21 protein-coding genes and 1 pseudogene are annotated in these 22,267 nt (G+C 62.2%); 9 read left to right on the top strand and 13 right to left on the bottom strand.

Annotated elements, in window-relative coordinates; genetic code table 11:
• From B3873_RS00610 to imuA, 3 genes are all read right to left on the bottom strand, one after another.
• The coding region (locus tag B3873_RS00610) for an error-prone DNA polymerase (protein WP_286863522.1) at positions 1 to 3,062 on the bottom strand (3,062 nt) is incomplete at its 3' end.
• A gap of 9 nt (positions 3,063 to 3,071) precedes the next feature.
• Positions 3,072 to 4,556, bottom strand: a complete 1,485-nt coding sequence (locus tag B3873_RS00615) for a Y-family DNA polymerase (protein ID WP_286863523.1) — start codon at positions 4,554 to 4,556, stop codon at positions 3,072 to 3,074.
• The gene (gene imuA / locus B3873_RS00620) at positions 4,483 to 5,232 is read right to left on the bottom strand and encodes a translesion DNA synthesis-associated protein ImuA (RefSeq protein WP_286863524.1); all 750 of its coding nucleotides are present in this window, start codon (positions 5,230 to 5,232) and stop codon (positions 4,483 to 4,485) included. Before imuA ends, B3873_RS00615 begins: the two co-directional genes overlap by 74 nt.
• 383 nt (positions 5,233 to 5,615) lie before the next feature.
• Here imuA and B3873_RS00625 point away from each other — a divergent pair, with 383 nt between their 5' ends.
• A complete protein-coding gene (locus tag B3873_RS00625; protein WP_286863526.1) occupies positions 5,616 to 5,954 on the top strand; it encodes a KGG domain-containing protein in 339 nt (112 codons plus the stop codon).
• A gap of 199 nt (positions 5,955 to 6,153) precedes the next feature.
• Here the strand turns inward: B3873_RS00625 and B3873_RS00630 are convergent, their stop codons facing one another.
• Positions 6,154 to 6,909, bottom strand: a complete 756-nt coding sequence (locus B3873_RS00630; RefSeq protein ID WP_034336803.1) for a YoaK family protein — start codon at positions 6,907 to 6,909, stop codon at positions 6,154 to 6,156.
• A gap of 288 nt (positions 6,910 to 7,197) precedes the next feature.
• Here B3873_RS00630 and B3873_RS00635 point away from each other — a divergent pair, with 288 nt between their 5' ends.
• A complete protein-coding gene (locus tag B3873_RS00635) occupies positions 7,198 to 7,458 on the top strand; it encodes a hypothetical protein (RefSeq protein ID WP_134222331.1) in 261 nt (86 codons plus the stop codon).
• A gap of 368 nt (positions 7,459 to 7,826) precedes the next feature.
• On the opposite strand, the gene B3873_RS00640 is transcribed toward B3873_RS00635, so the two are convergent.
• Positions 7,827 to 8,357 (bottom strand): CBS domain-containing protein, encoded by a 531-nt coding sequence (locus B3873_RS00640; RefSeq protein ID WP_286863528.1) that lies wholly within the window; start codon positions 8,355 to 8,357, stop codon positions 7,827 to 7,829.
• Positions 8,358 to 8,634: 277 nt separating this feature from the next.
• Here B3873_RS00640 and B3873_RS00645 point away from each other — a divergent pair, with 277 nt between their 5' ends.
• The 3 genes from B3873_RS00645 (at position 8,635) to B3873_RS00655 (ending at position 10,044) form a co-directional block, all read left to right on the top strand.
• Positions 8,635 to 8,907 (top strand): PQ-loop repeat-containing protein, encoded by a 273-nt coding sequence (locus B3873_RS00645; protein ID WP_205703777.1) that lies wholly within the window; start codon positions 8,635 to 8,637, stop codon positions 8,905 to 8,907.
• Positions 8,908 to 9,086: 179 nt separating this feature from the next.
• Positions 9,087 to 9,656: a DUF4142 domain-containing protein gene (locus tag B3873_RS00650; RefSeq protein WP_121040376.1), complete on the top strand. Its 570-nt coding sequence runs from the start codon at positions 9,087 to 9,089 to the stop codon at positions 9,654 to 9,656.
• A gap of 139 nt (positions 9,657 to 9,795) precedes the next feature.
• A complete protein-coding gene (locus B3873_RS00655) occupies positions 9,796 to 10,044 on the top strand; it encodes a hypothetical protein (RefSeq protein ID WP_209532842.1) in 249 nt (82 codons plus the stop codon).
• A gap of 386 nt (positions 10,045 to 10,430) precedes the next feature.
• Here the strand turns inward: B3873_RS00655 and B3873_RS00660 are convergent.
• From B3873_RS00660 to B3873_RS00675, 4 genes and pseudogenes are all read right to left on the bottom strand, one after another.
• Positions 10,431 to 10,979 (bottom strand): annotated as a pseudogene (locus B3873_RS00660) (type 1 glutamine amidotransferase domain-containing protein); the annotation flags it as partial.
• A gap of 72 nt (positions 10,980 to 11,051) precedes the next feature.
• Positions 11,052 to 11,270, bottom strand: coding sequence for a hypothetical protein (locus B3873_RS00665; protein WP_286863530.1), 219 nt, complete (start codon positions 11,268 to 11,270; stop codon positions 11,052 to 11,054).
• Between the two features lie 147 nt (positions 11,271 to 11,417).
• Positions 11,418 to 11,675 (bottom strand): hypothetical protein, encoded by a 258-nt coding sequence (locus tag B3873_RS00670; RefSeq protein ID WP_286863531.1) that lies wholly within the window; start codon positions 11,673 to 11,675, stop codon positions 11,418 to 11,420.
• Between the two features lie 3 nt (positions 11,676 to 11,678).
• Positions 11,679 to 13,373, bottom strand: coding sequence for a thiamine pyrophosphate-binding protein (locus B3873_RS00675; RefSeq protein WP_286863532.1), 1,695 nt, complete (start codon positions 13,371 to 13,373; stop codon positions 11,679 to 11,681).
• A gap of 229 nt (positions 13,374 to 13,602) precedes the next feature.
• On the opposite strand from B3873_RS00675, the gene B3873_RS00680 reads away from it, so the two are divergent.
• The 4 genes from B3873_RS00680 to B3873_RS00695 all read left to right on the top strand — a co-directional run bounded on the left by B3873_RS00680 (position 13,603) and on the right by B3873_RS00695 (position 19,939).
• The gene (locus B3873_RS00680) at positions 13,603 to 14,622 is read left to right on the top strand and encodes a Ku protein (protein ID WP_286863534.1); all 1,020 of its coding nucleotides are present in this window, start codon (positions 13,603 to 13,605) and stop codon (positions 14,620 to 14,622) included.
• A complete protein-coding gene (gene ligD / locus B3873_RS00685; protein ID WP_286863535.1) occupies positions 14,619 to 17,192 on the top strand; it encodes a DNA ligase D in 2,574 nt (857 codons plus the stop codon). Before B3873_RS00680 ends, ligD begins: the two co-directional genes overlap by 4 nt.
• A 186-nt stretch (positions 17,193 to 17,378) precedes the next feature.
• Entirely contained in the window at positions 17,379 to 18,464 is a 1,086-nt protein-coding gene (locus B3873_RS00690; protein ID WP_286863536.1) for a nucleotide excision repair endonuclease, read from the top strand.
• A gap of 107 nt (positions 18,465 to 18,571) precedes the next feature.
• Entirely contained in the window at positions 18,572 to 19,939 is a 1,368-nt protein-coding gene (locus B3873_RS00695) for a hypothetical protein (RefSeq protein ID WP_286863537.1), read from the top strand.
• Between the two features lie 45 nt (positions 19,940 to 19,984).
• On the opposite strand, the gene B3873_RS00700 is transcribed toward B3873_RS00695, so the two are convergent.
• The 4 genes from B3873_RS00700 to B3873_RS00715 all read right to left on the bottom strand — a co-directional run.
• A complete protein-coding gene (locus B3873_RS00700) occupies positions 19,985 to 20,485 on the bottom strand; it encodes a hypothetical protein (protein WP_286863538.1) in 501 nt (166 codons plus the stop codon).
• An 83-nt stretch (positions 20,486 to 20,568) separates the two neighbouring features.
• Complete coding sequence (locus B3873_RS00705; RefSeq protein WP_286863540.1) at positions 20,569 to 21,009, bottom strand: hypothetical protein; 441 nt, start codon at positions 21,007 to 21,009, stop codon at positions 20,569 to 20,571.
• Positions 21,010 to 21,078: 69 nt separating this feature from the next.
• The gene (locus B3873_RS00710) at positions 21,079 to 21,564 is read right to left on the bottom strand and encodes a YncE family protein (RefSeq protein ID WP_286863541.1); all 486 of its coding nucleotides are present in this window, start codon (positions 21,562 to 21,564) and stop codon (positions 21,079 to 21,081) included.
• A gap of 178 nt (positions 21,565 to 21,742) precedes the next feature.
• A partial coding sequence (locus B3873_RS00715; RefSeq protein ID WP_286863542.1) for a hypothetical protein occupies positions 21,743 to 22,267 on the bottom strand: 525 nt, incomplete at its 5' end.

A 22,267-nucleotide genomic window follows, 5' to 3' on the forward strand; every position in this document is an offset into this window, starting at 1 on the left:
ATCACGTTGCCCGAGCCGGTCTCATCCTCCAGCGTCATGAAGATCACCCCCTTGGCCGTGCCCGGCCGCTGGCGCACCGTGACGATGCCGCAGCAGCAGGCGAACTGGCGGTTCTGCAAGGTGTTCAGGTCGGCCACGCTCATGAAGCGCCGCCGCTGCAAGGTCGGGCGCAAGAGCGCCAGCGGATGGCGGCGCAGCGTCAAATTCATGGCGCGGTAGTCGTCGACGATCTGGTCGCCTTCGCCGGGTGCTTCCAGCTGGACCGCGTCATCACCGCGCGGTGCCGTGCGCAGCAGGTCACGGTCGGGCACTGCGCCCACGGCATGCCAGAGCGCAGCGCGCCGGTGTCCGGCCAGCTCGCGCAAGGCATCACCCGCTGCCAGCGCTTGCAGGGCGTGGCGGTCCAGTCCGGCGCGCCGGGCCAGGTCATCGACATCGGCAAAGGGGCGTTCGGCCCCGGCCTGCTCGATACGCTGCGCCGCCTGTTCGGGCATGCCGCGCAGCAGGCTCATGCCCAGCCGTACGGCCGGACGCGCCTGCCCGGCGGGGTCCAGTTCCAGAATGGATTCCCAGCGGCTGCGCAAGACGTTCACCGGCAGGACCTTGACCCCATGCCGGCGTGCATCCTGGATCAATTGGGAGGGCGAGTAAAAGCCCATGGGCTGGCTGTTGAGCAGGCCGCACAGGAAGGCTTCCGGCTCGTGGCACTTGAGCCAGCTGCTGAAATAGGTCAGCAGGGCAAAGCTGGCGGCATGGCTTTCGGGGAAACCGTATTCGCCGAAACCCTCGATCTGGTTGAAGATGCTCTCGGCGAATTCACGTGAATAGCCATTGTCGGTCATGCCCAGCACCAGCCGTTCATGGTGCGGGCCCATGCCGCCCTTGCGCTTCCAGGCGGCCATGGAGCGGCGCAGGTCATCGGCTTCGCTGGGGGAATATCCGGCAGCCTCGATGGCCACGTCCATCACTTGCTCCTGGAAGATCGGAATGCCCAGGGTGCGCTCCAGCACTTTCCTGATCTTGCCGCTCTTGCTGGTGTTGTCCGGATAGTCGAAGCTGCCGCCGCTGCGCACCAATTCCCGCCGCCGCAGATAGGGGTGGACCATGCCGCCCTGGATGGGGCCCGGCCGCACGATGGCCACCTGCACCACCAGGTCGTACTGGGTGCGCGGCTGCATGCGCGGCAGCATGCTCATCTGGGCGCGGCTTTCGATCTGGAACACGCCGATGGTATCGGCCTTGCAGATCATGTCGAACGTGGCCGGATCTTCACGCGGAATGTCGTACATCTGCATGACCTGCGGCAGGCCGCGCCGCAAACTCACCAGTTCCAGCGAGCGGCGCAGGGCGGTCAGCATGCCCAGCGCCAGGACGTCGACCTTGAGCAGCTTCAGTGACTCCAGGTCATCCTTGTCCCATTCGATGACGGAACGCTCTTCCATGGCCGCATTCTGGATCGGCACCAGCCGCGACAACTGCCCGCGTGCGATCACGAAGCCCCCGGTGTGCTGCGACAGATGGCGCGGAAAGCGCAGCAGCTTGCCGGTGATGCTGGCCCATAGGCCGATCTGCGGCAGTTCCGGGTCCAGTCCGGCTTCGGCAAAGCGGGCCAGCAATTCTTCCCGGCTGTCGAACCAGTGCTGCGACTTGGCCACCGTATCGACGATGGCCGCATCCACACCCAGTGCCTTGCCGACCTCGCGCAGGGCGCCACGCGGCCGGTAGCTGTGCACGGCGGCCGCCAGCGCGGCGCGGCGGCGGCCGTACTTGCGGTAGATGTGCTGGATCACTTCTTCGCGGCGCTGGTGCTCGAAGTCCACGTCGATGTCGGGTGGTTCTTCACGTTTTTCGCTGATGAAGCGGGCAAACAGCAGCCGGGTCGAAGTGGGATCGACCTCGGTCACGCCCAGGCAGTAGCACACCGCCGAGTTGGCCGCCGAGCCGCGCCCCTGGCACAGGATGCCGCGCGAACGGGCAAACTTGACCAGGTCGTAGACCGTCAGGAAATAAGCTTCATATTCCTTTTGGGCGATCAGGGACAATTCCATCTCGATCTGGGAGCGCACCTCGCCCGGTATCCCTTGCGGATAGCGTTTAAAGGCCCCGGCCAAGGTTTCCTGGCGCAGATAGTCGGCCGGGCTCATGCCCAGCGGCACCAGTTCGTCAGGATATTCATATCGCAGTTCAGCCAGGCTGAACTGGCAACCGGCCGCCACCGCCAGGGTCTGGGCCAAGGTCGCCGGGCTGTGCACCAGCGACAGCCGCATGCGTGGCCGCAGGTGCTGTTCGGCATTGGGGGCCAGGGACAGGCCGCATTCCTGCACCGGCTTGCCGACGCGGATGGCCGTGACCACATCCTGCAGGTATTTGCGCGAACGCTGGTGCATCTGCACGTCGCCCACCGCCGCCAGCGGCAGGCCGTGCAGCCGTGCTGCGGCATCGATGGCAGCGCGGTGCAGGTCGTCCAGCGGACGGTACAGGCGCGTCATGCCGACCCATGAGCGGCCGGGGGCCAGCGGGGCGAACCAGCGCAATTGCGCATCCAGCGTTTCTTCATCGGCCGGGTAGTCCGGCACCAGGATCAGCTGGCAATCGGGCAGGGCGCGCAGGTGCGACAGGGCGGGCGGCGGCTGGCTCAGGTCTTCCGGCGACAGCAGGTAGCTGCCTTTCTCGGCGCGGGTGCGCGCCAGGGTGATGAGTTCGCAGAGGTTGCCATAGCCTTCGCGGTTCCTGGCCAGCGCCACCAGGGTCATCCTGGCCAGGGGATGGGCCGGCTCGTCCTTCAAGGCCGTGAAACGGAAGCAACTGCCGATGAGCAGCTTGAAATCCTTGGCCTTGCCGCGATGGACCTGTTCCATCCAGGCGGCATGGGCGCGCACCACGCCGGCCATGGTGCATTCATCGGTGATGGCCAGGGCGCGATAGCCCAGTTCGATGGCACGATCCACCAGTTCCTGTGCATGCGAGGCGCCTTGCAGGAAACTGAAGTTGGTGCGGCAATATAGTTCGGCATAGTCGGGCAGGCCGGTCTGGGGTACGCCCAAGGGCAGGGAAGCTTGCATGCCGTGCTCCTAGCCGAACAGGCCGTGCAGGAACCACTGCGGCTCCTCGTCGGACCACTCGCCGCCGCGCCACTGGCGGAAGATCCAGTAATAGGCATGGCTGGCATCGCGCGCCGTGAAGTAGTCGCGCGTCAATGGCCGGCCTTCCCACCAGCCGGCTTCGATGCGTTCGGGCGGAGAAGTGAATTCCAGCGCACTGCGATAGAAGGGCTTGTGCTGCTGCATCCGCAAGGGCAAGGGTTCGGCCAGCAGCCACAGCGGACGCGGCGGCAATCGCGCCGCATCGGTAGTCAGGGAAGCCGGCAGGCTGGCGGGGCTCTGCATCACGCTGCACCAGCGGTTGGCGACCTCGGGCCGGTGATCGGCGCGCGGGGCAGCCTGCTGCACCTTGTCCGCGCCCAGACGCGCCACCAGCAGTTCCAGCAGGCGCTGGTGATCCTCGGCACTGCCGCCGGGTTCGGGGAAGAGCATCTCGCTGGCCGCCTGTTGGTTTTCCAGTTCATCGGCGGCCAGCCCCAGGGCGATGGCCGGGGCGGGCAGGGAGGAGCGGGCCAGCTTTTCCTTGACCAGGGTATGCAGGTGGTCTTCTTGCCAGGCCGGTACCGTCAGCGCTATCTGCAGTTCGGTCGGCGCCACTGCCTGCCGTCCCCGTTCATGTTCCAGCCACAGGCGCAGCTTCTTGATGGCCAGCTGGCGTGCCGTCAGCCAGCCGGCCAGCTGAGCCAGCAAGCCTTGAGCATAGGCGGCCAGGATGTCGGTGTGCTCGATGCGGTCCGGCAGCTCCACCCGGGCCTGGAACGTTGGCGGTGCCACGATCCAGTCATGCACTTCGGGCGCGGCACCATAGGCGCGGTCCAGCATGGCCAGCAAGTCCTTGCCGCAGCGGCGCTGCAGACCGGCGCGGGGCAGGCGCTGCACCTGGCCCAGCTGGCGGCAGCCCAGCCCGTGTAGCCATTCCAGATGGGCACGGGCGGCGGTGAGCAGAACCACCGGGAGACGGTCCAGTCGGCGCTGCAGGGAACGGTGGCTCAGGGTGCGCACGTAGCCGTAGCGTGCCAGCAGCCAGGCCCCGGTGGCCGTGACGGCGCATGACAGGGTGGCCGACAGTCCCATCCGGGCAATGGTCACCCGTATCTTGCGGCACAGGGCCCGAATCCCGCCGAACAGGCGCAGGCTGGCGCCCACTTCCAGCAGGATGCAGGCCTCTTCGGCCAGCGTGACCTGGGGCGTGTATTGCAGCAGGGCCAGGGCGGCTTGCTGCAAGGTGGTTTGCTCCCGCAGGATATCCCGCTCGTTCAGATGCGCTTGCGGTGCCAGCAACTGCACGCCGCCGCGCCGCATGCCTTCGTGCACGCCCAGCGCGCGCGCCGGTGCCGTCAGGGCGGACACGCGGTCGCGCTCGAAGACCACGGCCGCTGCCTCATCCAGCCAGTTCGGACGGAAGACTTCCAGCGGCAGCAGTGGCAGGTGTACGGCGATCCACAGGGGTGACATGGCGTTGCAAATTCGGTGAAGGCAGCAAAGGGAGAAACAGGCTTTGTTCGCGCAGCGGGCCGCGGCGCTTGAGAAAACCGATCTCCAGCCCGTCGCGCGCTGACTTGAGCGTCAGCCGCAGGGGCGCGGGGGAAGGCTCGCGCGCGCAGGACAGCGGCCTCAGCATGAAGAACAGCGTCTGCCCGGCCTGCGCCGCCACATGCAGGCGTCGCAGCAGGTCATGATCGCCCTTGCGCAAGCGCGGCTGCCACATCAGCAGGGCCTGGCAACTGTCGGCCCGCAAGACCTGCTCGGCAGCCCAGCAGGCGTCGGCCGCATGATCGGCCTGCAACTGCAGCAGCCGTGATGCTTCCACCCCCATATGCGCCCAGCCGGGGGCATTGACCTGGTGTGGGGCCTGCAGCAGGGCGATCCGGCCCCCCTGCGGCGGGCGCCGGGCAGTGGCGGGCGCACGCGCCAGTACCGGGCGCAACAGGCGCAGCTCGCCCACGCCCTCCTGCGGCAGCAGCAGCTCGATGAGCACCCCGGGCGGCCAGCCGCATTCGGGCAGCTCGGCATCCAGCGCCTCGAATCCGCTGGAGACACCGCGCGCACCACCGCGCGCCAGCTGGGAGGCCAGCCAGAGCGAGGGGTGGATGATTTCCGGACGAGGGACCGGAGAGCTGGATGTCAACATGGCAAGAAAACGAGGATGCGAAACAGCAGGAAAGTGCGGGTAAAAGCAAAGACTGTATAAATATACAGTAATTGTTTTGAGGTGTGAAAAAAACTGCCTTTGGGCTTGCAATCAGGTGAAATTTCCCGAAAGCAATGCCGAAGATCGCTGATCCATCGGCAATTGATACCGAAAATACAAGCTCATCTTCAGTTTTTCCTACATGTCCGACAGCCATTGCTGACCTTGGCAGAAGAGCTCTTCCGATAGTGAGGATCGGTGAGGCTTTCTACACTGCAGATGTGGACAAAAGTTGGGTTGTCATTTGCATGCTCGCGCAGAGCAAGAGGGCGGCAAATGACAAATGTCTGCTCCATTCGATCATCCAAGACAAGGAGTCACACATGGCAAATTCACAAAATCCGGGGAACAGCAATCGCGGCTTCGCCGCCATGGATAGGGAGAAACAGCGCCAGATCGCCAGCATGGGAGGCAAGGCCGCCCATGCCAAGGGTGCTGCCCATGAGTTCACCTCCGCCGAAGCCCGGGAAGCCGGACGCAAGGGTGGTCTGAACAGCCATGGCCGCAAGAATGCCGCCGCGGCCGCCGCTGCTCAGAACGGCAATGGTGGCAATGGCGCCAGTGCATCGGCCCAGCCGCAAATGAACCAGAGCACGCCGCAAGAGGGCAATGGCACCCAGCAGCCGCAGCAGTCGGACAGCAATCCCCAGCAGCAAGGCTGAGAAAGCGGCCCCAGCGGCCACCTCAGGCAGACTCAGCCGCCGTACCAGGACCCTGATCGCATCAGGCAGCCGTTCCAACGAAGGACCCTGCGCTCCACTGGCTTCAGGAACCGGGCGGTGCACCTAGTCAATAACAATAAAACGAAAGGCGCGTTGAGCGCCTTTTTTGTTGCCTGCAGCCCGCCTCCGACGGGAGGCTTCAATTGCGTGCCAGATCATCCATCATCGGCACCAGCGCCAGCAGGAACAATGCGGCTGCCAGCGGCATGGTCGCCAGGAAGCCCAGCGCCTTGAACCCAAAAGCACCCGTCACGCCCCCCAGGAAGAACATCAGCAACAGCGAGGACAGCAGCATGAACTTGCGCCGCGCACCCGGCACGGGATCTTCCGTCACCGCCTCATGGGGCTGGCGGGGGGCCAGGGTCCAGTAGCACATCTTGCCGATCTCGATGCCGATGTCGGTGACCAGGCCCGTGACGTGGGTGGTACGGATCTCCGATCGCGAAATCTTGCTGATCATGGCATTTTGCAGACCCATCACGAAGCACAGCAAGGCCGCGGTCACCGGCACGAACAGCAGCCGGTGATTTTCCAGATTGCTGCCGAGGATGCCAAAACACAGCAACAGCATCGCCTCCAGCATCAGCGGCATGGCGTATTCGCTGTGCAGGCCGCGCCGCCGGGCCCAATTGATCATCACCGCCGAACAGGCCGCTCCCAGCAGGAACGACAGCAAGGCACTGGCGCCGGCCACCAGCAGCAGGGTTTCCCCCAGCACCAGGTTGTCGGCCAGCGAGGAGACGATGCCCGACATGTGCGAGGTGTATTGGCCCACGGCCAGGAAACCGCCGGCATTGACGGCACCAGCGATGAAGGCCAGCGAACGCCCCAGATGGCGGTTGGAGAGGTCGGTGCGCGCCGGACTGGTCAGACGGCGCAGGTAATTGATGGGCATGACGGTTCCAGACAGTGAGGCAAGCACCCCAGGCGACAGCATCCCCAAGCCACCCCTGCGCAACGTCTGCCTCTCCTGTCCCCCCGGAGAGACTCATCTTCGCCGCTTCCTACGCAGAGTGCCGGTGGCTTCTTGCTGCCTTTGCCTTCAGTGTTTCTTATGCTGACAAGAATACTTCTTCCTGGCCCGGCGCGGGGAAAGAGGCTGCATTGCCTGACCTGCGTCAGTGGCGCGGGCGGCACAGGGTTCTTCCTGCCGGGTCTTTCACCTTGAACAGAGGAGCACACCATGAGCATTCCCATCGACATTCCCGGCGGTCACCATCTGGGCGAACTGAGCGGCCCCGTGGCCGATGCGCAAGGAGGACCGGTCATGCAACCAGGCGTGCAGCAATCCGAGGAAGGCGGCTTTCGCGGCATCGTGCTCATCGGCGCTTCCCCGCAAGCGCCGCAGGAGCCGGTCTCTACCCATGTCTGCCCGATGTTGCGCACGACCAGCGAACTGGCCTATGCCGATGCTCTGGCGTTTATCGCCGGACAGGGCAACTGAATCATTCGAACCATGCGAACCATTCTTCAGGTGAAGAAACCAATGCGGATAAAAATGAAGATAAAAAAAAGGCCGCCTGGGGAGGCGGCCTGAGGGGGAGGGATATAAGACGCCGGGGATCGGGGGAATCGCCGGAGAATTTCTGCTTATGAAAACGACTCGTGGGGATAAACCGATGGGGGATGGACTGTATTCATGACACGACGGAGGGGGACGTTCGTATCGGAATGTGGGGTCCTCGGTTTCGAGTTCGTTGAGATGCATAGTAGCGATGCAGCGCAAAAAAGAAGATCGGACAGTGTCCAATAAACGCGTAGGAAAACACCTACATCGCGCCCCTTCGAATGCGCCGCAAATCCGCGCCAGCACTACTTGTGGCCGATATTGACCTCGTGCATGTCACTGTTGCGCACTTCCGGCAATTCGAAGTCGCCAGAAGGCGACACTTCCTGTGCCGGACGCACCGGTGCAGCGGGCAAGGAAATCTCCGCCAGTGCGTTGCCCACGCCGCGATTCTGGGTCTTGGCGGCGACGTCGCCCAGGCTCACCATGCCGACCAGATTCTTCTGGCGGTCCATCACGGGCAGGCGGCGGATCTGGCGCTGCACCATATCGTCCAGCACATCATCTACAGGCTCATCTTCGTAGCACCACAAAACCTCGTGGCTCATTACCTCGGTCAGCGGCAAACTCTCGGAAAGGCGATTGCGGGCCACGGCGCGCAGGACGATGTCGCGGTCGGTGACCAGGCCGACCAGATTGTGCTGGGTATCGCAGACGGGCAGGGCGCCTACGTCCAGTGACTCCATCGCCTGGGCGGCACGGATGACGGAATCATCCGGGCTCAAGGTATGGGCACCGCGTGACATGACGTCGGCAATGGTTCGGGTAGCGTGCATGTTGACCTCCTGAGTGGATGGAAATGGCTGTAAAGGGGGATCCCGACTTCCACTCCAGACTAGGGAAGTGACGCCGATGCCGCAATGCCACATGCGCCCTTTGTCGGGTCGGCCAATTCGCGCAGGGCCGTGCGAATGCGCCGACCTGCGTTGCAGGGCTGCCGGGGAAACTTCCTACAACGCCTCGCGGCGCTGGCCGATGGTGGCTGCTGCCGGCTTGGTCCACCATCGGCACACCATTCGCTTGCCGGGCCTTCGCGGGCTCATATCGACCATCATGTCCGATCACATCACCGACCTCATCGGCTGGGGCGCGACCCTCATCCTCCTCTTCACCATTTCCTCCCAAGTCTATGAACAATGGCGCAGCCGCTCCACCCAGGGGGTCTCGCATTGGCTCTTCGCTGGTCAGCTGGCGGCTTCTACCGGCTTCGTCGCCTACAGCGTCCTGCAAGGGGACTGGGTGTTCGTGGTCTCCAATGTGTTCCTGCTCTTCACCGCATTGCTGGGCCAGGTGCTGTATCTGCGCAATCGCCGCCGTCAGCAGTGAGTCACGCATGAGTCACGCATGAGTCACGCATGATCCGGGCGCCATGCCGCTCATCGATTCTTACATCGGTCATTGGCGCTGTCTGATGCAAGCCGCCGCGCTTCCTGACTACAGTGAAAACATGGCAGCCCCGAACGGGGCACAAGCTGATCCATCATCCACACGACAAGGAGCCTTTCATGCAACGTACCCAGAATATTCAATCCCGCCCGCACACCTGCGCCAGCCGCCGCCTCATCGGGGCCGGCGTCCTGATGATCGCCGGTGCCGCCTTTTCCTTCAATGCCGCGGCCGAGTCCGTGAACAGCAAGGACAAGAGCTTCATGACCAACGCCGCCGAAGCCGGCCACGCTGAAATCGAAGCCAGCAAGATCGCGCTCGAAAAGAGCAGCAACCAGGCCGTCAAGGATTACGCCCAGAAAATGATCGACCAGCACACCACGGTCGACGAGCAGCTCAAGCAACTGGCCTCCAGCAAGGATGTCACCCTGCCGGCTGAACCCAGCATGGCCCAGCGCGCCAAGATCGCCATCCTGGAAAAGCTCAAGGGCAATACCTTCGACAAGCGCTATGCCAGCATGATTGGTGTCTCTGCACATGAAGATGCGGTCAAGCTGTTCCAGAAGTCGTCCAAGGAAGCCCAAGATCCGGATGTGAAGACTTTTGCCGCCAAGACGCTGCCGGGCCTGCAGGAACACCTGCAGATGGGCCGTGACCTGAAGAAAACCGTGGATGCTGCCAAGAAATAATCATCATCCCTTCAGTCGATCAGCACTGCAAATGAAATAAACCTTCCCTTGCGGCGTTGATCGACTAAGCTGAAGTCAGTTTCACTCCCGCCCCCTGTCATGCCGTCCCCCTCACCCCCGTGTGCCCTGGAGACTTGCCATGAAACACTTCGCCCGCTCCGTTGAACTGCAGCAAGCCAGTCACTTCATGCCCCGCGTCGCCAAACTGGACAAGCACAAATTCGTCGCCTATCTCGATACCCGTATCGATGAGCTCTGGCATATGGATTTGCTCGACCTAGGTGCGCAACCGGTGCGCATTTGCAAGAAACGCAAAGCGGCCGAGAAGGCCGCTTTGGCGCTGCTGGCAGAAGCCACGCACAAACATCAAGGGGAGCGGAGGGGGTAGGCCGCCGACCGATGCCGGCCACTCGCCCGCTGTCTTCGGCTGTGCCAATGCCGTCCGGCACGATCCGGGCGGCATTCTTGTTTTCAGGACCGGCAATTTTTGGTCAATTCATTCACGCTGCAGGCGCGAGCTTCACGGCCTACCAGGCGCCCGGCCATAAAAAATCGAGGGGCTAGCCCTCGATTTTCATTTACCTTCATATCAGCCTGAATCCGTGCTTAACCATCGCTTTGCGCCGATTCGCCATGGGCGACCGCAAAGGCTTCGCTCTCGTGATTGGGTGGCGCGGCCGGGGCGCTGCCTTTCTCAGACAGTTGGGGCTTGGAGGTGCCGCCGGCAGAGGCTGAGGCGTCATCTGAGGCGCCGGACGGACCCTGGCGCTGTTCACGGCGCTGCTGTTCATCCAGCAGCTTCATGAATTCATTGTTGAAGGCCGGGATATCGGTGGGTTTGCGCGAGGAGACGAAGTTCTCATCACGCACCACTTCCTGGTCCACCCACTGGCTGCCCGCATTCTTGAAGTCATCCTGCAGGCTGGGCCAGCTGGTGACGGTGCGGCCCTTGGCGATGCCCGCCGAGATCAGCAGCCAGCCGCCATGGCAGATGGAGGCGATGGGCTTTTCCGCATCATTGGCGGCGCGCACGAAATTGCGGGCTTCGGGCAGCAGGCGCATGGCATCGCCATTGACCACGCCACCCGGCAGCAGCACGGCCGAATAATCAGCCGGATTGGCGCTATCCAGGCCGCCATCGACGCTGACCACTTCACCCTTGTCCACGTGCTTGAAACCCTGCACGCTGTCGCTCTTGTCGGAGAGGATGTGGACCGTCGCGCCGGCGGCTTCCAGCGCCTTTTTCGGTTCCAGCAGTTCGGCCTGCTCGAAGCCATCGGTCACCAGCACGGCGACCTTCAATTGGTTGTAGCGATTGCTCATCATGGTTCTCCCTTCATCAAATAAAAAAGCGGCCGGCATGCACCGGCCGCCCAGGAATCGGGCGCAACTGGATCAGTTGGCCTTGGGGATGTTTTCCTTGACGCGGTGGCTGTTCTGGTGGTCGTCCTTGGCCTTGTCCATCTCGGGCGCCTTTTCGATGCGCGTGATGTTGGAGGTGGACACCGGATCGCTGCCGGGGAAGCTCATCTCATTGGCCTCATCCAGCGTTACTTCGGACGGCGTGTCGTACTGGTTGGGACGATGGTCCTTGCCGGTTTTGCTTTCGCTCATGCTGTTCTCCTTCTGGTCTGATGGAATGGGCTGGCAAGCGGTGCAGCCTGTGAGATGAAGCTTACTGCGCCTGCCGCTGCCCCCCTATAAGCGGGAGGCGCAACCGCACGTAAGAATGCGCGAGGAAGATTTCTCCCCGCGCAGATCTCACGGCCAGGGCGCTGGCGTCACGTCTTCAAACTGCGCTTGCTGCGCGCCGCTGGCGGGAATGCCGTCGGGTTTGCGGCCCGGGTGCAGCATGGTGCCGGTGAGCAGATCCAGTTCACGTTCGGCCGCAATGAACGCGCTGTCGTCCAGCGGCTGTTCCGCCACGGGCCAGTGCTCGATGGCCCAGCGCTTGTATTCCTCAAAACGCAGGCGCAGCTGCCTGGCGTACTCTTCTCGTTGCTGTTCGATGGCATCCATGGTTCATCCTCCTTGCATGGCAATCAGGCTTTCCTTGACCTTGGCCAGGCCGAATTTCCAGATCTGCTCCATCTTGATGTGCGGCATGACGGGCAGCTCCGACGGATCGATGAAGACATCCAGCACCGCCGGGCCAGGCGCGGCCAGCAGTTGCTGCAGGCTCTCCTGCAACTCTTCCGGGGCGCGCGCAGTGAAACCTTGGCCGCCGCAGGCCCGGGCGAAGGCGGCGAAGTCGGCATTGGGGAATTCCGAGCCCTCGAAGGCAGGCATGCCGGCTTCTTCCATCTCCAGATGCACCAGGCCCCATTCACGGTTGTTGAAGACGATCACCTTCACCGGCAGCTTGTGCTCCACGCTGGTCATGAACTCACCCAGCAGCATGGTGAAGCCGCCGTCACCCACACCCACGATTACCTGGCGTTCGCGGTCCAGTGCCTGGATGCCATTGGCCTGGCCGAGCGAGGTGCCGACCGCGGCATTGTTGAACGAGGCCAGCAGGCGCTGCTGGCCGCGCTGGCGGATCCAGTTGCCGCACCAGAGCGTGACCACGCCGGTATCGATGACGAAGCGGGCATCGTCGTCAGCCAGGTCGCTCAGGGCGCGGCCCACGCTTTGCGGCTTGATCTTCTTGTGATGGCGCTTGATCTCGGCGGCGCTGTCCAGCTTGCTGTTCCAGCGTTCACGATCGGCATTGGCTTTCTGCAGGAAACTGCCATCGGTCTTGCCGTCGACCTTTTCCAGCAGGGCTTGCACGGCTGGACCGACCGAGCCGGTGATGCCCAGCGTGACCGGGGCGCGGCGGCCGAGTACGAAACCGCGTTCGTCAATCTGGATGATCTTGGCTTTGGTCGGCAGGAATTCCGAATACGGATAATCCGAGCCCAGCATCAGCATCACCTCTGCACCATGCAGGGCATCAGTGCCAGGCGCGCCACCGATGAGGCCGACTCCGCCGATCCAGTGCGGATGGTCGTAAGCCACCAGATCCTTGCCTCGGAAGGTATGCATGACCGGAGCCTGCAGCTTGCTGGCCAGGGCCAGCACCTGGACGATGGAACCGCGGCAGCCATTGCCGGCGAAGATGGCCACCGAGCCGGCGGCATTGATCAGTTCAGCCGCAGCGGCAATCTCGGCGGCCGGCGGGGCCAGTTCACTGCGCTCACGCAGCGTATGAATGCTGGGGACAGTGCCGCTGACCTTGGCGCCGATGATGTCTGCAGGAATGTTCAGGTGCGCTACGCCGCGCTGTGCATAGGCCTGGGCGATGGCCTGGTGGAACACGGCAGGGGCCTGTTCCGGGCTGGTGATGACCTGGCTGTAGGCAGCCACATCGCGGAACAGCATGTCGGGTGAATTTTCCTGCAAATAGTCGGTGCCGCGCTTGGCTGCGGGCACACCGCCCGAAATGGCCAGCACCGGCGCGTGGTCCTTGCGGGCTTCGTAGAGCCCGGCCACCAGGTGGTTGGCACCGGGGCCGGTGGTGCCGCAGCACACGGCCAGGCGGCCGGTCAGCTTGGCCTGGCCGGCGGCGGCCAGGGCGGCGCCTTCTTCGTGGCGTACACCGATCCATTCGATGCGCTTGTCACGGCGGATGGCGTCGGTCAGCGGGTTCAAGGCATCACCGACGACGCCAAAGATCTGGCGCACGCCGATCTCGTAGAGCGTGTCGATGAGGATGTCTGCAACGGTAGCGGGCATGGCGGCTCCTGGGAGGGGGAGGGAATCGCTCAAGAGTAAGTCCGGCAGTGCCGGGCCTGTATCGGCATGTGCGGTAAATCCATGTAGGAGAAGACCGGGCGGGAGGCAGCAAGGCGCGCCATGGCGGGCGGGAGCGGCACATTCCTACGCGGGCTTCATCGGCAGTCCGACTGCGCGGCGGACGGGGCGATTTGATAATCGGCGCATCAGCGAACTTGCGGAGGAAGCGATGCGACGCGCACTGTGGAAGGGAGCCATCAGCTTCGGGCTGATCAATATCCCGGTCGAACTCTATACCGCCGAAAAACACGATGAGCTGGATTTCACCCTGCTCGACAAGCGCGACCTGTCCCCGGTGGGCTACAAGCGCTACAACAAGAAATCCGGACGCGAAGTCCCCTGGGAAAACATCATCAAGGGCTACCAGTACGAGGAGGGCAAGTTCGTCCTCATGTCCGATGAAGATTTGCGCCAGGCCAATGTGGAGGCCACCCAGAGCATCGACATCCAGAGCTTCGTGGAGCGTGAGCAAGTCCCCATCCTCTACTACGAGCAGCCGTATTTCCTGGCCCCGGCCAAGGGCGGCGACAAGGCCTACGCCTTGTTGCGCGAAACCCTGCTGGCCAGCGACAAGATGGCCATTGCCCAGATTGTCATCCGTACCCGGCAGCATCTGGCCGCCCTGATTCCCCAAGGCGACATGCTGCAACTGATCACCTTGCGCTATCCCAGCGAATTGCGGGCACCGGATGACTTGCCGGTGCCGTCACGCAAATCGAAGAAATCCGCCGTGACCAAGCAGGAAGTCGAGATGGCGCGGGCGCTGGTGGATCACATGTCTTCCGATTGGGAGCCTGGCCAGTTCCACGATACCTATCGTGATGACGTGCTGGCGCTCATCAAGAAGAAGATCAAGAGCCGCCAGACGCATGCGGTGGCCGAACCCGATGAGGCCGCTGCGCCAGCTACTTCGGGCGCGAAGGTGGTGGACCTGATGGCCTTGCTCAAGAGCAGTCTGGAGGGACGAGGCAAATCCAAGCCAGCCCCGAAAGACAAGGCGGACGAGAGCACTGCCAAGGTCCACAAGATGGCCGACCGCAAGCCTGCTGCCAAACGCAGCAGCGCGGCCAAGAGCGAGTCCCGAACGGCGGCCCGCAGCAAGGCGTCGCCGCGTAGCAAGGCCGCCGCCAGCAAGAGTACGGCGCGCAGCACGCCTGCGCGCGCCAACGCCAGGAGGGCGCAGGCATGAGCCGGTCTTCTTCCGCACTGGATCGTTACCATGCCAAGCGTGATTTCAGCATCACGCCCGAGCCGTCCGGCCACGCTCAGTCTGCCCGGCGGCAGGGCAAGCAGGCCTCACCGGAGGGCTTGCAGTTCTTCATCCAGCGCCATCATGCACGTCGGCTGCATTACGACTTCCGGCTGGAACTCGATGGCGTACTCAAGAGCTGGGCCGTTCCCAAGGGCCCGAGCCTGGACCCGCATGACAAGCGGCTCGCCGTGCGGGTCGAAGACCATCCTTTTGATTACGGCACGTTTGAAGGCGATATCCCGGCCCACCAGTACGGAGCAGGCCACGTGGTGCTGTGGGATCGCGGCCAGTGGCAACCGCATGGCGATCCGCAGGCCGGGCTCAGGAAAGGCCATCTCAGCTTCCTGCTCACGGGTGAGAAACTGCAGGGCCGCTGGGCGCTGGTGCGCATGGGCAAGCCTGCCGAGGATGGCAAGGAGAATTGGCTGCTCATCAAGGAAGAAGATGACGCCGCCCGCACCGGTGCAGCCGCCGCCATCACCGACCTGCGCCCGGAAAGCGTGAAGGACCTGGGGGATACGCCCTCTGCCGGCAAGGCCATCGCGCCTTCACCCGTGCAATCCATGAGTGACATGCCCGAACGCATGGAGGCGCAGTTGGCCACGCTCGCCGACACCGCACCCCAGGGCGAGGAATGGCTTTCCGAACTGAAGTTCGACGGTTACCGGGGCTTGTGCCGCATCGAGAACGGCCGGGCTGCCATCCATACCCGGGAAGGACTGGACTGGAGCCATCGCTGGCCCATCCTGGTGGAGGCGCTGGCAGAGCTGCCGGTGGATCAGGCCTGGATCGACGGCGAGGTGGTGGCACTGGATGCCGACGGCCGTGTCAGTTTCGAGGCCTTGCAAAATCTGGTGCGCGGCGACCGCCAGCAGGCCAACGGCATCCGGCTGGCCCTGTACGCCTTCGACCTGCTGTACCTGAATGGCCATGACGTGCGCGAACTCCCGCTGCACCAGCGCAAGGAGTTGTTGCGCAAGGTGATTCCGGGTGGCGATGAACAGGGCTTGCTGCTCTACAGCGAGCATATCGCCGGCCACGCAGATGAAGTATTTCGCCACGCGTGCCAGCACGGGATGGAAGGCATCGTGGTCAAGCGGGCCGATGCGCCCTATAGCGGGCGGCGCGACCGCAACTGGATCAAGGTCAAGTGCGAACATCGGCAGGAGTTCGTCATCGCGGGTTATACCGAGCCGGCCGGACAGCGCAGCGGCTTCGGGGCCATCCTGGTGGGTGTGCATGACGAACAAGGGCAACTGCAATATGCCGGCCGCGTGGGCACGGGCTTCGACGAACGCTTGCTGGGCAGCATGCTCAAGCAGTTCCGCCAGCGCGAACAGGACCAGCCTGCCTTCGTCAATCCGCCAACCGGGCAGCAGCGGCGTGGCGTGCACTGGCTGAAGCCGGAACTGGTGGCGGAGGTGAAATTCGCCCAGTGGACCAAGTCCGGCATCCTGCGTCACGGCAGCTTCGTAGCGCTGCGCGAGGACAAGGCACCGGAGGAGATCGTCAGGGAAACGCCGGGAAGTGCCTCTGATGAGGTCCATCCCGAGAACGCGGAAGCGAAGCCGAAAGCGCCCGCCCGCCGCAGCGAACAAGACCTGTCCAGGCCCGTGACGGTGGAGGGCGTCAAACTGACGCATCCCGGCAAGATCCTGTTTCCCGATACCGGCCTGACCAAGCTGGAACTGGCGCGCTACTACCAGAGCGTCGCGCCCTGGATCCTGCCCGAACTCAAGCAGCGCCCGCTATCCCTGGTGCGCTGCCCGGACGGCCATGCCGGGAAGTGCTTCTTCCAGAAACACACTGGCCAGGGCATGCCGGACGTCATCGAGACCATTGAAGTGCCGGAAGGCGAGGGCAAGGCACGCTACATGATGGTCAACGACGTTGCCGGACTGGTCGCCACCGTCCAGATGGGTGTCCTGGAGCTGCACGCCTGGGGGGCCACCGGGCGGGCGCTGGACAAGCCGGACCGGGTGGTGTTCGACCTCGATCCGGCACCTGATGTGCCCTGGGATACCGTGGTGGAGGGTGCGCAACTGGTACGGGGGCTGCTGGAGGAGCTTGGCCTGAGCTGTTTTTTGAAGACTTCCGGCGGCAAGGGCCTGCATGTCATGGTGCCAATTCGTCCGGAACACGACTGGGACGTCATCAAGGACTGGGCACACCGCCTGGCGGCGCACCTGGCGCGCCTGCTGCCGGATCGTTTCGTCGCCCGCATGAGCAAGGCCGCCCGCACTGGCAAGATCTTCATCGATTACCTGCGCAATGCGCCCGGTGCCACTACGGTTGTGGCGTATTCGGTGCGCGCCCGCGACGGCGCGTCGGTGTCGGTGCCGATCACCTGGGAAGAGCTGGAGCAGGGCGTGCAGGCCGACCATTTTCGGGTCTCCACCATGCGGAAAAGGCTGGAAAGCCTGTCCCACAGCGACCCTTGGGCCGATTTCAACAAGTCTCCGCAGCGCCTGACGCGCGCCATGCTGGATGCCTTCGATCCGGCCTGAGCCGGCCGGCAAGCTCAACAAGGAGGTGAAGTCCTACACGCGGTTCATCTTCCTGCCGACTGTGGATGACAAGGGCAAACTTCATAATCCACTTTAACTTGATGGACGCGGCTAGCCGGTCCGTTTGCAACCTGACAGAGCACGCCCCGCCGTGACATGAACAACAAGAAGGATTTGGCCAGCGCCATGAATACCATCAGCCACCGCACTTCGCTGACCCAGCTGTTTACCCGCCCCTTGCAAGCCGTGATGCCGGGCCTGATGCCTCAGGCTCCCGCTGCGCTGCACGTTGCCCAGCCGCGCAAGTTGCCGGCGGCACTGGTGGATCGCCTGCTGGAACAGGAAGGACAGCGCGGCCTGCGCCACGCGGGCTTGCCCCGCGCCACCTTCAATGCACCGCAGCCGGCGGCCCATCGCGCTGCCACGTTCAGCTATCCGCTGCATATCGACCGCGCCAGCATTGAAGCCTTGCCCGCAGCCTGCGGCGTCTACATTTTGCGTGGTGTGAACGATCAGGCTTTGTACGTGGGCCGCAGCGTGAACCTGCGCAGCCGCGTGCTGGCCCATTTGCACAATCATGAAGAACAATTCCTGATCGGCCAGACCCGCCGCATCGAATGCCGCCGCACCGCCGGTGAGCTGGGCGCTGCCTTGCTGGAAAGCAGCCTGCTGCGCGATCTGCGTCCGTCGCACAACAAGAAGCAGCGCACCAAGCGTGGACTGTTCACCTTGCGCCTGAACGAGGTCGGCCAGCCGCAGGTGGCCCAGGTTGAGGAACGTGAATTCAGCCGTGCCGAGAATCTGTTCGGCATCTATACCAGCGAGCGCGCGGCGCAGGAAGCCCTGCAAAAGATGGTCGAGCGCCATGGCCTGTGCTCCATTGCCACCGGTCTGGAGCAGCCCGATGGCATCGGCATGGCCTGCTTCGGCCGCCAGATCCGCCGTTGCCGCGGTGCCTGCACCGGTGAAGAAACGCATGAACAGCACCAGCAGCGCCTGATGCAGGCGCTGGAAGACTTGCGCATCCTGCCTTGGCCTTACGCTGGCCCGATGGCCCTGGTAGAGCAGGGTGATGGCTGGCAGCAGGTGCATGTCATCGATCATTGGCGTTATCTGGGCTCGCTGGACCGGGACAACCGCCAACTGGCCAGCCGTCCGGCCGCCAGTCTCAAGGGTTTTGACCTGGACAGCTACAAGCTGATGATCCAGCCGTATCTGCTGGGCCAGTTGGAATTGCGTCCGCTGCCCGGGCTGCCGCTGGCGCAGGGCTGAATTCGCATTGACTTGGGCCGGTCTTCCCGGCCCTTGCTGTTTTTGCCGGACCTGAAGTCCGCATCACATTCCTCCCGCTTTTTCCTGTATTGACTCCCTTCGATCCGATGCAACGACGATTCCCTCTCCCTGTCGCCGCCATCCTGCTGGCCGCTCCCTTCAGCCTGAACCCGGCCCATGCCGCTGATTCCGCAGGTTTCTGCAACACCGAGCAAACGCTGGACAAGGACCAGCTGGCTGCCACGCTGATCCGTACCTATCCCGTGAGTACCGCCTATCTGTCGGTCGGCAAGGAGCCAGCGCCGCTGAACTCGCCGCGCGCGCTGGTCGCCTGGCTGCTGCAAAAGCGCGCCACGGAAAAGTCAGGCGGACAGGCCTGCCAGGGCGACAGCTGCAACGTCGACCACATGGCGGCCGATGTGCAATCGCTGCTGGATGGCAAGGATGCCCGTTTCCAGCCGAGTGGCCGCAGTGATGTCATCGCCTTCTTCCGCGACAACAGCCGCGTGGCCTTGCGCTGCACGACGGCCGATGCCACTCCGCGGCTGGCCCATGCAGATGCCGCCTTGCGCATGGGCGTGGCACCGGCTCCTGCATCGACGCCAGCGGCCGCACCCGCCGCGCCAGCCACGGCGCAGGCTCAGGAGGCTCAGCAGGCGGGCTGGATGGACCATGTACGCATTCGCGGCAATCCTGACCAGCTTTCCATCGATCATCGCAACAAGGCGGCTTTCGCCTCGGTCGATCGGGCCAGGGTGTCGTTGGCCAATGACGATGTGGCGCAATCGCGTACCAATGATGTTGTGGTGTTTGCCGGGTATTCGCTGGACAAGCGGCCCATGGGCGAGCCGGGCAGCACCTATGAGGCGGTGCCTTATGTGGGCTTCAAGCAGAACCGGGTGACCACCTATGACACGGGCAATCCTGAGATCACCACGACGCGCACCAGCCAGATCGGGATGCTGTCCGCCTTCCACTTCGCGCATGCGGATACGGCCAATACGGAGGATCTGACGGCGCGTCCCGACTACCTGGTCAACAATGCCGACGGCAGCCGCCTGCTGACGGTCAACTTCACGCTCACGCCGGTCCGCCCGGGGGTGCTCAACGATTTCCTGCGCTGGAACAACGGGCTGGCGTTCAAGCCCATCCTGATCGGGCAGAGCCGTAACGGTATCTACATCAACCGGGGGGATCCGGATGTCTACGACCAGCACCAGGATTTCATCCGGTTGGGGGCGCAGGCGGGGTTCACGCTGTCTTCGACCAATCCGGCCTTGCCGTTTGACTTCACCACGACCTATACCGGGTTGAAGGCTTTGCAGGGCAATCGCAGCATTCATTACTGGAAGTCGGTGCTGACGTACAACTTCAACCAGAACGTGGGCCTGAGCCTGGATTATTCGAATGGTTTGCTGCCCGATAGCGGGGATGCGGAGCGCAAGTGGGGGTTGGGGGTGGCTAGCAAGTTCTGATGAGTGGACGCAGCGCTGACGGGGTCGGCGGCGCTGTCGCGATGCTTAATCGCATCCTGCGCCAAGCCCGTAGAGCAGCCATTTTCCCTGGTCGAGTCGGAGGCTGCGGCTTTCCACGCAGGCTTCATCGGCAAAGAACATCACCTCAATTTGCTCATCGGTGACGGTTGTGGTGACTTGCCAGGCTTCACCGGCTTTCATCAGGTGATCGAGCAGCTCGTCGTCAACTTGAAGTACTTCTTGTATGTCCTCTTGGCCGCTTCCACTGTATTCGGCATTGACGTTGGGCGTGACATGTTGCTTGAGATAGGCCTTGCGGGCGGGGGTTTTGCTTGCGCAGAGCAAGGTCTCGATCAATTCATGCGCCTCGTGCGGCAGTTCGCGACGCAGCTCTGAACGCTCAGGCGCTGAGCAGGCATTTTGATACGTTGTGCCTTGCACTTCCAGCGGTGGGAATGATTGTTCGACTTTTGTTGCGCTCGCAAGGAGCAGGGCCGTGGCGATGCCAAAAACGGTAGCCATGATCAGTAGAGCAGTTCTTTTCATGAAGGAAAGGCTGATTCAAAATATGCATTTATCAACGCTCCGGCATTCGCTTGAAGGCTGAGAGCTATAGCTGTGTGCTTAGGTCATTTTGATGCCACAAATTCACTGAGTACTTCTTTGATCTCGTCCTTGGTCAGATAGTCCGTGCTGAGGATCGTATCGAGATCCTTTCTGGTAAGGGGATGATTCCTGAGTAGTTTGAGCAGAGCCCCCTGACTGAAAGCGATCGCGTCTACCGGATCGATCATGGTGGGGTCCCGAAGCGTCTCTAGCTCCAGCGACATCCGATTGATGTTGACGTAAATTTTATAGCGCGAAAATCCTTCAGGGAAAGACGTATCGTAATAGAGGGTTGTGCCGACTGGCAGCAGACCATTTGATGCCTGTTCGGTACTGAGTTGCAACGGTGTGGTGAGGCGGTGGATTTTTACGGTAGCGGGCTTCCAGATAAGGTAGCCGCAGAACAGCAAACTTGCGGCAGTGGCCCCGCCAAGGAAAGAAAGTATCGTGCCTGGTATTTTCATGATTCGTAAATTTCTGAGCGTGAGCCTTTTGCACCTCGACATCATGAGGGCAGCAGGAGTCAGTGATTGTTAGCCTGACAGCTTTCCGGGGAAAGGCGAACATGTCTCATCATCAAGCTTCATGTCGTAGATATACCCGACCACCTTTCCTTTGGCCAGGTCCACGACTTCGTCATCGACGATCGCCATTGTCTGATCCTTGCTGAAACGGGCTTCAAAAGGGCCACGCGTGCGCGTGAAATGACCGACAGGCTTGCCCCGCCGGAGATCGATGACGTAGATCTTGTTGAATGGCGGGACGCCCATCGGTAGCTTGCGCTGGTCGATTCCCCAGACGATGGCGTGGGTCCGGGCGCAGTTGACGGCCCATTGATTCACCGGGATGTCCAGTTGGACGGCGACAGTGCGTCTGCCCGCTTCAAAAGCGAATTGGTTGCCGACAGCGCGGAAGGCACTGCGATGCTTGGGAGTTTCGGCTCCAGCGCTCGGAGGACAGCTGAAGATTGCCAAAAGAAAGAGAGCTAGCGAATAGTGTGATGTCAGCATCGAGCGCATGGTTGGAGGTTTTGATTTCAATTGATCATGCGGTCACGGCGGAGCCATGGCTGCGCAGATTTAAACTTCATGAAACGAGCCGGCAGCATAAAGTTACAAGCGCATTCAGAATGATGCACTCTGTACCGACATGTTTGAGGAACCGATCGCTCCGTGCCGGAAAATCGTATTGATATCTTCATTGTTCAATACGAACTTTTCCTAGCAATTGTTTGAAGCTTTGAAGTTCACCATAGTCCAAACACTGGGCGACGGTGACGCTGATCTTTTCGTGGCCCTTGAATGCGGTGAAGCAGCTCATGACATAACCTCTATCGTGCGGAGAAAAATACTTGATACTCTCTTCATTTATTGTCCAACCTCGCTCTTCGATTGTACGAATAACTTTCCGTTTTGATACTGAATCAGGAGAAATAATCACTTCAAGCTTTGTCTGATTAAAAAAAGGCTTTCCCGATTTAATGCGGAACCCTGACTGTTCCAAAAGATGTTGTTTGTCGGTTGATGTAGCGATGATGACTTTTTCTTTCTCAAATTCATTAGCGCTCCCAGAGATTGATTCTGGGCGTTCATAAGTGGCAAAAGTTACATCGTCTGACTGCGTGCAGTTTGTGAGCGTTAAGTTCTTATCCTTCATCCTTACCTTCTGACATTGTGAGAATGTCTGATTCGACGGCGTGGTTTCGCTTGCGTCTGACTGGGT

The sequence above is a fragment of the Herbaspirillum sp. UBA812 genome (assembly GCF_002296545.1).
Classification (GTDB): domain Bacteria; phylum Pseudomonadota; class Gammaproteobacteria; order Burkholderiales; family Burkholderiaceae_D; genus Herbaspirillum; species Herbaspirillum huttiense.